This window comes from Streptomyces sp. YPW6, assembly GCF_018866325.1.
Classification (GTDB): Bacteria; Actinomycetota; Actinomycetes; order Streptomycetales; family Streptomycetaceae; genus Streptomyces.
In genome coordinates this window covers 5,856,827-5,869,210 of sequence record NZ_CP076457.1, presented here as the reverse complement: position 1 = coordinate 5,869,210, position 12,384 = coordinate 5,856,827, and the positions used below count along the sequence as shown (strand labels likewise).

15 protein-coding genes are annotated in these 12,384 nt (G+C 72.4%); 9 read left to right on the top strand and 6 right to left on the bottom strand.

Features of this window, described 5'->3' with window-relative positions; all coding sequences use genetic code 11:
- Window positions 1–104: 104 nt before the first annotated feature.
- Entirely contained in the window at window positions 105–1,538 is a 1,434-nt protein-coding gene (locus KME66_RS25820; RefSeq protein WP_216326475.1) for an FAD-dependent oxidoreductase, read from the top strand.
- A gap of 91 nt (window positions 1,539–1,629) precedes the next feature.
- On the opposite strand, the gene KME66_RS34175 is transcribed toward KME66_RS25820, so the two are convergent.
- Complete coding sequence (locus KME66_RS34175; protein WP_253208481.1) at window positions 1,630–2,571, bottom strand: hypothetical protein; 942 nt, start codon at window positions 2,569–2,571, stop codon at window positions 1,630–1,632.
- Window positions 2,572–3,557: 986 nt separating this feature from the next.
- Here KME66_RS34175 and lipB point away from each other — a divergent pair.
- The 4 genes from lipB (at window position 3,558) to KME66_RS25795 (ending at window position 6,846) form a co-directional block, all read left to right on the top strand.
- Window positions 3,558–4,367 (top strand): lipoyl(octanoyl) transferase LipB, encoded by an 810-nt coding sequence (gene lipB, locus KME66_RS25810; RefSeq protein WP_216326473.1) that lies wholly within the window; start codon window positions 3,558–3,560, stop codon window positions 4,365–4,367.
- A 239-nt stretch (window positions 4,368–4,606) separates the two neighbouring features.
- Entirely contained in the window at window positions 4,607–5,587 is a 981-nt protein-coding gene (gene lipA, locus KME66_RS25805) for a lipoyl synthase (RefSeq protein ID WP_216326470.1), read from the top strand.
- 269 nt (window positions 5,588–5,856) lie between these two features.
- Entirely contained in the window at window positions 5,857–6,057 is a 201-nt protein-coding gene (locus KME66_RS25800) for a hypothetical protein (RefSeq protein WP_065490211.1), read from the top strand.
- Between the two features lie 81 nt (window positions 6,058–6,138).
- Entirely contained in the window at window positions 6,139–6,846 is a 708-nt protein-coding gene (locus KME66_RS25795; RefSeq protein ID WP_073218142.1) for a DUF4191 domain-containing protein, read from the top strand.
- A 299-nt stretch (window positions 6,847–7,145) separates the two neighbouring features.
- On the opposite strand, the gene KME66_RS25790 is transcribed toward KME66_RS25795, so the two are convergent.
- A complete protein-coding gene (locus KME66_RS25790) occupies window positions 7,146–7,553 on the bottom strand; it encodes an RDD family protein (protein WP_073218146.1) in 408 nt (135 codons plus the stop codon).
- 298 nt (window positions 7,554–7,851) lie between these two features.
- On the opposite strand from KME66_RS25790, the gene glnA reads away from it, so the two are divergent.
- Complete coding sequence (glnA, locus tag KME66_RS25785) at window positions 7,852–9,261, top strand: type I glutamate--ammonia ligase (RefSeq protein WP_073218150.1); 1,410 nt, start codon at window positions 7,852–7,854, stop codon at window positions 9,259–9,261.
- Here glnA and KME66_RS34465 read toward each other — a convergent pair.
- The 4 genes from KME66_RS34465 to KME66_RS25770 all read right to left on the bottom strand — a co-directional run bounded on the left by KME66_RS34465 (window position 9,258) and on the right by KME66_RS25770 (window position 10,897).
- Window positions 9,258–9,386, bottom strand: a complete 129-nt coding sequence (locus KME66_RS34465) for a hypothetical protein (RefSeq protein WP_301184505.1) — start codon at window positions 9,384–9,386, stop codon at window positions 9,258–9,260. The two genes, glnA and KME66_RS34465, sit on opposite strands and share 4 nt — an antisense overlap.
- 82 nt (window positions 9,387–9,468) lie before the next feature.
- Window positions 9,469–9,846 (bottom strand): hypothetical protein, encoded by a 378-nt coding sequence (locus KME66_RS25780; protein ID WP_073218153.1) that lies wholly within the window; start codon window positions 9,844–9,846, stop codon window positions 9,469–9,471.
- 52 nt (window positions 9,847–9,898) lie between these two features.
- Window positions 9,899–10,291 (bottom strand): hypothetical protein, encoded by a 393-nt coding sequence (locus tag KME66_RS34170; RefSeq protein ID WP_253208480.1) that lies wholly within the window; start codon window positions 10,289–10,291, stop codon window positions 9,899–9,901.
- A 300-nt stretch (window positions 10,292–10,591) separates the two neighbouring features.
- A complete protein-coding gene (locus tag KME66_RS25770) occupies window positions 10,592–10,897 on the bottom strand; it encodes a hypothetical protein (protein WP_073218157.1) in 306 nt (101 codons plus the stop codon).
- A 119-nt stretch (window positions 10,898–11,016) separates the two neighbouring features.
- Between KME66_RS25770 and KME66_RS25765 the strand changes: the two genes are divergently transcribed.
- From KME66_RS25765 to KME66_RS34460, 3 genes are read left to right on the top strand one after another with little or no spacing between them, the layout of a single operon-like run.
- A complete protein-coding gene (locus KME66_RS25765; RefSeq protein WP_073218160.1) occupies window positions 11,017–11,382 on the top strand; it encodes an arsenate reductase family protein in 366 nt (121 codons plus the stop codon).
- Window positions 11,372–12,244 (top strand): hypothetical protein, encoded by an 873-nt coding sequence (locus KME66_RS25760; protein ID WP_253208479.1) that lies wholly within the window; start codon window positions 11,372–11,374, stop codon window positions 12,242–12,244. The genes KME66_RS25765 and KME66_RS25760 overlap by 11 nt, the downstream gene beginning before the upstream one ends.
- Window positions 12,244–12,375, top strand: coding sequence for a hypothetical protein (locus tag KME66_RS34460; protein WP_301184504.1), 132 nt, complete (start codon window positions 12,244–12,246; stop codon window positions 12,373–12,375). Before KME66_RS25760 ends, KME66_RS34460 begins: the two co-directional genes overlap by 1 nt.
- Window positions 12,376–12,384 lie beyond the last annotated feature (9 nt).

The following is a 12,384-nucleotide window of genomic DNA, read 5'->3' as shown; positions in this document are numbered from 1 at the left end:
CCCAGTATCAGCCATCCTCCTAGCCTCGATGCGAACTCCGGCTTTCCGGGGACCTGTTGGGGGCAATAACCCCCCACCAGTCGCACCGACTCGGGGAGGGGCACGTGCGCAGCACGGCACATCACGCAGACGTGATCATCATCGGGGCCGGAACAGCCGGCCTCTCAGCGGCCCACCTGCTGACCGGGGCGGGGCTCGGCGTCCGTGTCCTGGAGGCCGCGCCCCGGGTGGGCGGCCGGCTCGCCACCGACGCGGTGGACGGGTTCCGGCTCGACCGCCTCGGCCCGCTGCTCTGCGCCGCCTGGCCCGAGCTGACCGGCACCCCGGGCCTCGGCGCCCCGGAGTTGCGGGAGTTCGCACCGGGGGTCCTGGTCCACAGCGAGGGCCGCCGTCATCTCACCGGCGACATACGGAGCGCGAGGGGCGCACTCAAAGCGGCGCGCTCCCGATCGAACGCCCCCTGGGCTCAGCGCACCCCGCGCACGCCCCGCGCCCTCCGGGCTTCCGTGACGTCCGCCGCCTCCGACGCCGCCGGTTCGGTGCAGGGCGTCCACGGGCACGAACCGGGCACCCCGGCACGCGGCGGCGGCCGGGGCGGCGTGGTGACCGGCGCGATCGACCGGGCCCGGCTGGGCGCGGCGCTGCACCGGCTGGCCCTCACACCGGAGGCCCGGCTGCTGGCCCGGCCGGAGCGAACGGCCGCCGAGGCCCTGGCCGGGGTGGGGCTGCCCGGCCGCACGGTGGACGGCATCCTGCGCCCGCTGCTCGCCGCGCTGCTCAGCGACCCCGGCCTCACCACGTCGAGCCGCTCCGCCGATCTGGCGCTGCGGGACTACGCGCGCGGCGGGCTGTGTGTTCCGGCGGGCGGATCGGCCGCGTTGCCGGAGCTGCTGGCGGCCGCGCTGCCGGCGGGCACGGTCCGGACCGGGGTGCATGTGACGGCCGCCGGCATCACCTCCGTACGCACCAAGGAGCACGGCGAACTGAGGTGCCGCTCCCTGCTGCTGGCGACCGGTGCGGGGGCGGCGGCCGAGCTGCTTCCCGGGCTGCGGGTGCCGTCCTTCCACCCGGTGACGGTCCTTCACCACACCGCGCCCGCTCCACCGCCCACGGGCAGGTCGCTGGTGCTGGACGGCGACCGGTCGGGCCCGGTGGCGTACACCTCGGTGATGAGCGAGGTCGATCCCTCGCGCGCGCCGGAGGGCCGGACGCTGATCACCTCGGTGGTGCTCGGGACACCGCCGCCGGACCTGGACCGCTCGGTGCTGACGCACCTGGCGGCGCTGTACGGCGTGGCCACGGACGGCTGGGAGCTGCTGGCGGCCCACCACGACCCGGAGGCGGTGCCGGCGATGGAGGCGCCGCACGATCCGCGCCGCCCGGTGCGGGTGCTGGCCGGGCTGTACGTGTGCGGCGACCACCGCGACACGAGCACCGTCCAGGGCGCGCTGCACTCGGGCCGCCGGGCGGCCGGGGCGATCCTCACCGACCTGGGCCTGCCGGGCACACCCGAGGGGAGCCTGCCCCGGGCCGCGTGAGGGGCCGGGACCGCCATGGGCCGGGACCGCCGCGGGACGGGACCCCGTGCGGCCGGGCCGCCGGAAGCCGGGCCACCGTGGTTGCGGCGGCTCAGCCGAGGGCCGCGACCCGGTCGCGGTAGCCGCGTACGGCGACCGCGTCCCTAAAGGGCTCCAGGCTGCGCTCGAAGGCGCGGACGTACTCCGTGGCGCGCACCGAGCGCATCTCGGCCGCCTGCTGGGCCGCCTCCGCACCGAGCCGGCAGGCCTGTTCCAGCTCGCCGAGGCCGAGGCGGGCCGAGGCGAGGACCACCCGGCAGAACAGTCTGCTGCGGGCGTACGCCGGGGGGCGCAGCTCCAGCGAGCGCTCGGCGTGCTGGGCGGCGGCCCGGTACTGCTGGAGATCGCGGTGGCAGTGGCCCAGCTCGTCGGCGAGCTGCGCCTCGTCGAAGCCGCGGGCCCAGTGCGGCACCTCGTCGCCGGGGCGCGCGCTCTCCAGGGCGTGTTCGGCCCGGGTCAGGGCTGCGGTGGCGGAGCGCGCCTCGCCGAGCACCGCGTGGCCACGCGCCTCGACCGCGTGCAGCAGCGCCTGCACGAGGGACGGGGCGGCCGAGCCGATGCCCTGCTGGGCGACCCGGGCGAGCTGGACGGCTTCCCGGCCGTGCCCGAGGTAGACCGCCTGGCGGCTCATCGTGAGCAGCACGTAGGCGCCGTATCCGCGGTCCCCGGCGGCCTGGGCGAGCCGGAGCGCCTGGACGAAGTAGCGCTGGGCGAGGCCGTGGGCGGCGATGTCGTACGAGGTCCAGCCGGCCAGCCGGGTCAGCTCGGCGACCGCGGCGAACAGCCGCCGCCCGGTCGTCTCGCCGTAGGTGCCCCGGAGCATCGGCTCGGCCTCGTGCTCCAGATAGCGCACGAGGGCCTGCCGCGCGTGCCCGCCGCCGTAGGTGTGGTCCAGGGTGCGGAAGAGCTCGCCGACCGAGCGCAGCGCGGCGACGTCCCCCGCACCGACCCGCTGGCCGGGGCCGCGGTCCGTCTGGCGCTGGCGCGGGACCACGGGCAGCGGACCGCCCCGGGTGCGCCCCGGCGGCGGGCGGGTGCGTGGCGGGCGGGTGCGTGGCGGCGGGCCCCGACGGGACGGGCCGCTGCGTTGCGGCGGGCGGGCGCGACAGGACGCGGGCCTCGGTGCGCGATGCCCCGTCCGTACGCCCCGGGTCCATGCGCCCCGGCCCGGGGACCCCGGCCTCTGTTCCGGCGCGGCGGGCGGCTCCGCCGTCCCGGGCCACCCACTCGTCGGCCCTGCCGATCAGCCAGTCCCGGCTGGGGACGACGAGTCCGGCGGGGGTGAAGGCGATCTTGCGCAGCTCGGTGTGCGTACCGGAGTCCTTGCGCCACAGACCGCTGACGATGTCGACCGCCTCGGCGGGGGTGGCGGCGAACTCCAGCCCCGCGTAGACGGGTGCGCAGGCGTCGAGCCCCAGATCCTGCGCGGAGAGCCGCCGTCCGAGCCGTCGGGTGAACACCTCGGCGATCAGCGCGGGGGTGGTGCCGCGCGGCTGCTGCCCGCGGAGCCAGCGGGTGACCGAGGTCTTGTCGTACCGCAGGTCGAGGCCGTGTTCGAGGCCGAGCTGATCGACCCGGCGGGCGAGGCCCGCGTGGGAGAACCCGGCTTCCGCGATGAGCGAGGCGAGTCGGCGGTTGGGCGTGCGCTGTGAGGGTCGTTCCGACATCAGCTGTACGGTCTCCTGCCTTCGGGGCCGGACGGGCAGCCCTCATGGGAACGGCGCGAATTTAGCGGCCACCGGGGCGGCCACAGCCACCCTTTGCTCCACGTTCATCCGATCGTGTGAGGATTCCGGACGGAGCTGACGGAAACGCCCGACACCTGAAAGGGCGACCGGTGCACCCGGGGGACGGCCGTTCCACCTGCCGGTGGGCTGTTCGGGCGACGGTCGTACAGTGGATACGGGCGCGATCAGTGCAGGGCACCGTCATCCCGGGGACACCCCTCCGGACCTGCGGGGCCCACAGAGGGAGGCATCGGTGAGCGAGCTGCGGTTCGTCCGTCTGGGCTTCGGCGAACAGGCCGTCGAGTACACGGAGGCCTGGCAGAAGCAGCGCGAGGTGCACGCGGACCGGTTCGAGGACCGGGTGCCCGACACCTGTCTGCTCCTGGAACACCCGCCCGTCTACACCGCGGGGCGCCGCACGGCGGACAGCGAGCGTCCGCTGGACGGCACCCCGGTCATCGACGTGGACCGGGGCGGGAAGATCACCTGGCACGGTCCGGGCCAGCTCGTCGGCTACCCGATCCAGAAGCTGCCGCGCCCGGTCGACGTCGTCGCGCACGTGCGCCGGCTGGAGGACGCGCTGATCCGCACGGCCGCGGACTTCGGCGTGGAGACCTCCCGGGTGGAGGGCCGCAGCGGGGTCTGGGTGCTCGGCGACCCGGTCGAGCAGCGCCAGGCGCTGGGCGGCCTCTCGCTGGACTTCGACCCGAGGCTCCAGGACGAGGAGTTCGACCCCCGGCTGAACGGCCCGGAGTACGCCCCGTCCAACGCGGGCCAGCGCCGCGAGGACCGCAAGCTGGCCGCGATCGGCATCCGGGTCGCCAAGGGCGTCACGATGCACGGCTTCGCGCTCAACGTGAACCCGGACAACACCTGGTTCGACCGGATCGTCCCGTGCGGCATCCGGGACGCCGGGGTCACGTCCCTCTCGGGCGAGCTGGGCCGGGAGGTCACGATCGAGGAGGTGCTGCCCGTCGTCGAGAGACACCTGCGGGACATCCTGGAGAACGCGCAGCTCGCGCCGCGCGAGATCGAACGACCGCAGGCTTCGGTCCCGGCGTGAGGCGCCACGGCCGTACGCACCGCGGAACCCCGGGCCGTACCGGTCGGTAGCCCGGCGGTCACCATCGGCCGGGGAATAGGCCCCGTCGGCCGCAGGTTGGCCAGACGTAAGACCGTTCGATGCAGGGGCGTACCCTGGTGTTCGCCGAAGAATCGAAAGTGAAGCCCTCGCGCATCGCTCGCGCATCCCACGCGAACCCGACGCGAAGCCAACGCAGCAGAGAGCAAAGGGGAGCCGGAGTGTCCGCTGTCGCACCCGACGGGCGCAAGATGCTGCGCCTGGAGGTCCGGAACAGCCAGACCCCCATCGAGCGCAAGCCCGAGTGGATCAAAACGCGGGCGAAGATGGGCCCCGAGTACAAGCAGCTCCAGCAGCTGGTGAAGGGCGAGGGCCTGCACACGGTCTGCCAGGAGGCGGGCTGTCCCAACATCTTCGAGTGCTGGGAGGACCGCGAGGCCACCTTCCTCATCGGCGGCGACCAGTGCACCCGGCGCTGCGACTTCTGCCAGATCGACACGGGCAAGCCGCAGGCGCTGGACCGTGACGAGCCCCGCCGCGTCGGCGAGTCCGTCGTCACGATGGACCTGAATTACGCCACCATCACCGGCGTCGCCCGCGACGACCTGGAGGACGGCGGCGCCTGGCTGTACGCGGAGACCGTCCGCCAGATCCACACGCTCACCGCGGAGCGGGAGGCCGGCGCGACCAAGGTCGAGCTGCTGATCCCCGACTTCAACGCGGAGCCCGAGCAGCTCGCCGAGGTCTTCTCCTCGCGCCCCGAGGTGCTCGCGCACAACGTGGAGACGGTGCCGCGGATCTTCAAGCGGATCCGCCCCGGCTTCCGCTACGAGCGTTCCCTGGAGGTCATCACCCGGGCCCGTGAGGCCGGTCTGGTGACCAAGTCGAACCTGATCCTCGGCATGGGCGAGACCCGCGAGGAAGTCAGCGAGGCGCTCCAGGACCTGTACGACGCGGGTTGCGAACTCATCACGATCACGCAGTACCTGCGCCCCTCCGTACGGCACCACCCGGTCGAGCGCTGGGTGAAGCCGAACGAGTTCGTCGAGCTGAAGGACGAGGCCGACGCGATCGGCTACTCCGGCGTGATGTCGGGTCCGCTCGTGCGGTCCTCGTACCGCGCGGGCCGCCTCTTCCAGCAGGCGATGGACGCGCGCAGCGCCGCCGCTGCGGGGAGCGCCCAGGCGGCACCGGCCGTGTGAATCCGCTCACGGGCGGCCACCACGGCCCCACCGCATGACCGAAGCGGTCCGGACGCTCCCCGCAGGTGGGGGACGCGTACGGACCGCTTCGGCGTGCGCTCCACCGGAATCGGGGATTCATTGGTGTTTGACCGCCCGGTCACGCGCTGGTAACACCGAGCAGTGACCCTGGGTACACGTGCGGCGGCGACTTCGGCAGCCGCCGCCGTCACTGCTTCCCACACTCATCCGCGCCACCGGGCGCATCCATTCCGAGGGGGAACACCACGATGCAGGCCGCACCGGTCCGCGCCCACGCCCTTCCGTCCGTCACCACCGCCCTCCGGGCCGTCGAGTCGCTGCTGCTGAGCGGCGGCCAGCGCACCGCCCGCCGCAACGCCTGGACGGCCGTCCTGGAGGACCGCCGCCGCGCCAAGGACCGGGTGGAGGCCCAGCACGTGCTGGACGCCGTGGCCGGCCACCGTTCCTAGGGCCTGTCCCGGGGCCGCTCGCGCGTACCCGGACCGCTCCCACGTTCCTGGGTCGCTCCCTCGCCACGTAAACTTCAGTACATGGCGAGGAAGGCAAAAACTGAAGGCGCGGACAGCGCCGAGAACGCGGGGCGACTCAAGCAGATCGCCCTGACCTACAAGATGACCAGGCGGACCGACAGCAAGATCGGTCTTGTCGTCGCGGGTGTCGGAATCGTCACGTTCGGTGTCCTCCTCGGCATCGGCTTCGCGATCGGCCACCCGGTCTATCTGGGCATCCTGGGCTTCGTCCTGGCCGTCCTCGCGATGGCGATCATCTTCGGCCGACGCGCCGAGCGGGCGGCCTTCGGACAGATGGAGGGCCAGCCCGGAGCGGCGGCCGCCGTCCTGGACCGGATCGGACGCGGCTGGACGACCACCCCCGCGGTGGCGATGAACCGCAGCCAGGACGTCGTCCACCGGGCGGTCGGCAAGGCCGGCATCGTCCTGGTCGCCGAGGGCAACCCGAACCGGGTGAAGAGCCTGCTGGCGGCCGAGAAGAAGAAGATGGCCCGCATCGTGGTGGACGTGCCCGTGCACGACATCATCGTCGGCAACGGCGAGGGCCAGGTGCCCCTGAAGAAGGTCCGCACGAAGATGCTGAAGCTCCCCCGCGTCCTGACCGGCCCGCAGGTGACCACCACCAACGACCGGCTGCGCGCGATGGGCGACCTGATGAGCAACATGCCGCTGCCGAAGGGCCCGATGCCGAAGGGCATGCGGATGCCGCGCGGCGGAAAGATGCGCTGACCGCGACCTACGTGAACGGGGCGGCCCCGGGACCTTCACCGGTCCGGGGCCGCCCCGTTTCCCCTGTCCGCAAGGGAGAGGCCGCTCGTGCCCGCACCCGCGCGGAGGGGTGGCCCGGCGCCCACCAGGAGAGGCCGCTCACGCCCGGGAGAAGCCCCCTCCTCGGGAGCGGGCGCTCGCCGTCACGCGCACACACGGACGTGCCCCGCGAGGAGCCCCCTCCTCGGGAGCGGGCGCTCACCGTCACGCACACACGGACACACCCCGGGGGGCCACTCACGTGCGGCGGACAAAGGAGCTCACATCCGGATCTGGACGGACCGCGACAGCCGGTCGTGCAGGCCACGCCCGTCGCGGTCCCAGACCAGCGCGGGGATGACGAGCAGCAGCAGCACGGTCCGCACGGCCACGCGCACGAACCCGAGCCGCCCGCCGTCGTCGGCGACCACCCGCAGACTCAGCAGCCGCTTCCCGGGGGTGCAGCCGATGGTGCCGACGGTCAGCAGGCTCATCACGAGGAAGATCCCGAGTGCCCAGTTGCCCGCTGCCTGCTGGTCACCGCGAGCGAACAGCCCGTATGCGATCAGCATGCAGAGGGTCCAGTCGAAGAAGACGGCTCCGAAGCGCCGGCCGAGCGGCGCGATCGAGCCCGGCCCCTCCTCGGGCAGCCCGAGGCCCTTGCCCCGGTAGCCGAAGTCGGCGCCCATCTCCTCGGCGGCCGCACGCGGGCCCGAGAGCCACGATCCGATTGCTTGCCTGTTGTCCACCCGTCCACGGTACTGCGCCCGGGTTTGGGCCCGGCCGGGCGGGGCACGGAAACAGCCGCACGGAGACCGCCGCTGAGATGCCGCCCACCACCGCCCCGGTTAACTTGGGCGAAACAAATGGGTCACGCTTGAGAAATCGAGCCTGCCTATGGTCGGGTCCAGCGTGCGCCACCGCACTGGCCGCACCACGAGCTACACAACCCCCGCCCCCTCCCGGGTCGGGAGGAGGAGGAGTTGGATGTTCCAGAACGCCGACGAAGTACAGAAGTACGTAGCGGACAACGACGTCAAGTTCATCGACGTCCGGTTCTGCGACCTGCCCGGGGTGATGCAGCACTTCACGATTCCGGCAGCGTCCTTCGACCCGGCCGAGGAACTGGCCTTCGACGGTTCGTCGATCCGCGGCTTCCAGGCCATCCACGAGTCGGACATGGCGCTGCGCGCGGACCTGTCGACGGCCCGGGTGGACCCCTTCCGCCGCGACAAGACCATCAACATCAACTTCTTCATCCACGACCCGATCACGGGCGAGCAGTACAGCCGTGACCCGCGCAACATCGCCAAGAAGGCCGAGGCCTACCTCGCCTCGACCGGCATCGCGGACACCGCGTACTTCGGCCCGGAGGCCGAGTTCTACGTCTTCGACAACGTCCGCTTCCAGACGTCGGCGAACGAGAGCTTCTACCACATCGACTCCGAGGCCGGCGCCTGGAACACCGGTGCGGTCGAGAACAACCGGGGTTACAAGGTCCGCTACAAGGGCGGCTACTTCCCGGCCCCGCCGGTGGACCACTTCGCCGACCTGCGCGCCGAGATCTCCCTGGAGCTGGACAAGAACGGCCTCCAGGTCGAGCGCCAGCACCACGAGGTCGGCACGGCCGGCCAGGCGGAGATCAACTACAAGTTCAACACGCTGCTCGCCGCGGCCGACGACCTGATGCTCTTCAAGTACATCGTGAAGAACGTCGCCTGGCGCAACGGCAAGACCGCGACCTTCATGCCGAAGCCGATCTTCGGCGACAACGGCTCGGGCATGCACGTGCACCAGTCGCTGTGGCAGGGCGGCTCGCCGCTCTTCTACGACGAGCAGGGCTACGCCGGCCTCTCGGACACCGCCCGCTACTACATCGGCGGCATCCTCAAGCACGCCCCGTCGCTGCTGGCCTTCACCAACCCGACGGTGAACTCCTACCACCGCCTGGTCCCCGGCTTCGAGGCCCCGGTCAACCTGGTGTACTCGCAGCGCAACCGTTCCGCCGCGATGCGCATCCCGATCACCGGCTCGAACCCGAAGGCCAAGCGCGTCGAGTTCCGCGCCCCGGACCCGTCCTCCAACCCGTACCTCGCGTTCTCCGCGCTGCTGATGGCCGGCCTGGACGGCGTGAAGAACAAGATCGAGCCGGCCGAGCCGATCGACAAGGACCTCTACGAGCTGGCTCCCGAGGAGCACGCCAACGTCGCCCAGGTCCCCACCTCCCTCCCGGCCGTGCTCGACGCCCTGGAGGCGGACAACGAGTACCTCCAGGCGGGCGGCGTCTTCACGGCCGACCTGATCGAGACCTGGATCGACTACAAGCGCACGAACGAGATCGCCCCGATCCAGCTGCGGCCGCACCCGCACGAGTTCGAGCTGTACTTCGACATCTAGGCGCACCACGGGGCGGACCCACCCGCGCCCGAGACGCCGAGGGCCGCCACCTCCTCCGGGAGGTGGCGGCCCTCGCTCGTTCCGTCCGTGCCCGTGCTGCTCGCATCGTCGATACGGTCAGGCACGGGCCGTCGATAGGGTCGGGCCGTCGACGCGGCCCGGCCGGGCGGGCGCGCGGCACTCGGCCGTCGGGGCGATCGCCTGCTCTCAGGTGAGGCGGCACTCCACCGAGTCGGTGACCCGCACGGCTTCGATCGTTCCCAGGTAGATGGCGACGGTCTCCCCGGGCTCGACGCACCGTGCACCGCCCTTGGTGTCACCGATCCAGGCCGATTCCTGGCGCATGTTGACGACGTGGAGCGGTGCCGGCAGCGGGATGGGAAGGTACTGCCAGGGAGTCACGTGGTAGTACTCGTCGACGAGTTCACCGCCGTGCATGAAACAGAGGGAGGTGGACGGACAGGGAGGCAGCGGTTCGGGGGGCGGGGTGGGTTCCGCCGACGCCGCCGACGTCGCTCCGCCGAGGAGGACGGCGGTCGTGAGGAGCACGGAACTGACGCGTCGTAAGCCGGTGTTCTTCTTCATGGAATCCCCGTCTTCAGCGTGAGAAGTGAACGAATTCACTCAGGCCCACACACTATTGCCACCGCTGGTGGAGCGGGTCAAGAGCGGCCACCCTCGCATGCGCGCGGTGAGGAGCCACCGGGGCCTCGCCGACCGACGAGTCCTCCCAACCCTGGCGGTCGATGCCCCCTGAGCGCATCCTCCCGCCGGTCCACGGGCCGGTGCCACCTTTCCGGCCGGAGGCGCGCGGTGGCAGAGCCCGGTTCAGCGCTTGGCCGTACGTCCGCACGGGCTCCCGCAGGGCCTCGTCGCAGAGCAGCGTGACGTTGTCGGACGCGGTCCACAGCGCGGTCATGACCGGGCCCGTCTGCGTCATCCGGCCCTCCTCGTCCTCGCCCCACGGGTCGGGGCGGCGGTAGGCGGCCCGTTCCGCGGCCTGGGCGCAGGAGACGAACTCCCCGAGCACGTCGATCTGTTCGGCCCGGCGGCTCTTGCGGTGGCCGCGGTCAGGCGACGCACCTCCGGGCGTTCCGCCGAGCGTTGTGCGGCGCGTTGGGCGAGAGCTGTCAGTCCGCCGCCCAGCGCCACACCCGCGAGCAAGACGACCGAGGCCCATGGATCGGCAGCCATGGTGATGCCCCCTCGCCCGTGTCCTTGTGCGGCCGGGGCCATGGTCCCGTACGGGCGGAGCCCGGCAGTCGGGTGCCCCCGGACACGTCTCTCGACGGACCCGGGGGCAGCGGACGGGGCAGTGGTCGGGCTCCGGTCAGCGGCCGTAGCGGATCAGGGCGCGGACCATGCGGCAGGTGGTGTCGGACGGCGGGTGGATGCCGATGCGCTCGGCGGTGATCCGTATCCGGTGGTTGCCGGCGCTGGAGGGCTGGTAGACCCCGCTGTCGAGCAGGGCGATGGCCAGGCGCATGGCCTTGAGGCGGCGGTTGTGGGAGACGTACCACTCGCGGGGGCGGCCCGCGGGCAGTCGCTTCTTGGCGGGTGGCGCGGGGAGCGGCGGATGGAAGGGCATCGGGAGCTGTCGGTCGAGCGGCTCGGTCGTGGCGGTGGCAACGGCCATCGGCATCCTCCTGGCAGCGTGGTGGAACCCTCACGAACTGCCTCCATTTTACTGCCCCCCACTGACAATCGCCCCTGGCCAGAGGCCATTTCGGCAGTCCCTCCCGTACCCTTGGCCCCATGGAGATCTGGATCAATCCCGCCTGTTCCAAGTGCCGCGGCGCGGTGTCTCTGCTGGACGCCGAAGGGGCCGATTACACCGTCCGCCGTTACCTGGAGGACGTGCCCTCGCCCGAGGAGATCCGGGCCGTGCTGGGCCGGCTCGGTCTGGAGCCGTGGGACATCACCCGGACGCAGGAGGCCGCGGCGAAGGAGCTGGGTCTCAAGGACTGGCCCCGGGACGCCGGTTCGCGGGAGCGGTGGATCGTCGCGCTGTCCGAGCATCCGAAGCTGATCCAGCGGCCGATCATCACGGCCGAGGACGGCACCGCCGTGGTGGCGCGGAGCGACGAAGCGGTACGGGACGCGCTGGGGCGTGGTGCCTGAAGCCGTGGTGCCCGAGGCCGGGGGCCCGTGGGCGGCCCGGCAGGTCTCCAGCGGGATGGCGTTCTTCACCGATTTCGTCATCACCGGTACCGTGCGGGGCGCCGACGCCACGCACGCGCCCCGGGAGGTGACCGGCCTCCTCGGCGACGAGTTCACCGAGAGCCGCACCGGCCGGGGGCAGCTGCTGCGCTGCTACGACCTGGTGGAGGTCGCGTGGGAGCGCGAGGGTGACACCTGGCGCGGTCTGTACATCACCGTGCAGGCCCACCGGCTCGACCCACCGTTGCAGCTCGACGAGCTCGCCGAAGAGCTGGACCGGGCCGGCTTCCCCCTCGTGGATGTCGCGCCCGACGGCGTCGGGTGCCGGCGCTTCGTCCGGGCGGACAGCCAGGTCGGGGTGCTGGTCGACGAGGAGAACGGCCAGGTGCTGGCGATGACGGCACCCGCCTGGTTCGCGCCCGGTCCTCGCGGCGAGCCCTCGCCGTGGCCCCGGGAGGCGGGGCGCGACCGGGTCCGGCATCTGGTCGGGCTCGATGCGGCGGAGTGGGAGACCTGGGCGCGGCGTCGGCAGCCGGAGGAGGCGGGCGAGGCGGCGCGCCGGTGGTGGTTCCTGTGGGTGTCGTGCAGGCAGCTCCTCCCGGGCGACGGAGAGCGGCGGTACGGTCACGGTCGCGCTGCCTGGCAGGAGTTGGGGCTCTGGCTGCTCGGCTCGTGCGAGGCGGCCGGGGCCCTCGACCGTAGATCGTGCGGTACGGGCTGCTCGCCCCGGACGCGGCCGTACGGGCCTGCCTGGACGCCGTCCCGGTGTCCCGGGCGGACGTGGCGACCCGGGAGTCGACCTCGTACACACGGGAGAACCTGATGGCGGTCAACGCCTCCCGGGCCGCCAAGCGGCTCTCCCTCGCGGCCGGTGGTCTGCTGCCCCGGGTGCGGGACCGTGCGCTGCGGGAAGAGGTGGCGGCCTGGCTGGAGCTCCGGACCCGGCTGATGTGAGCCCCCGGG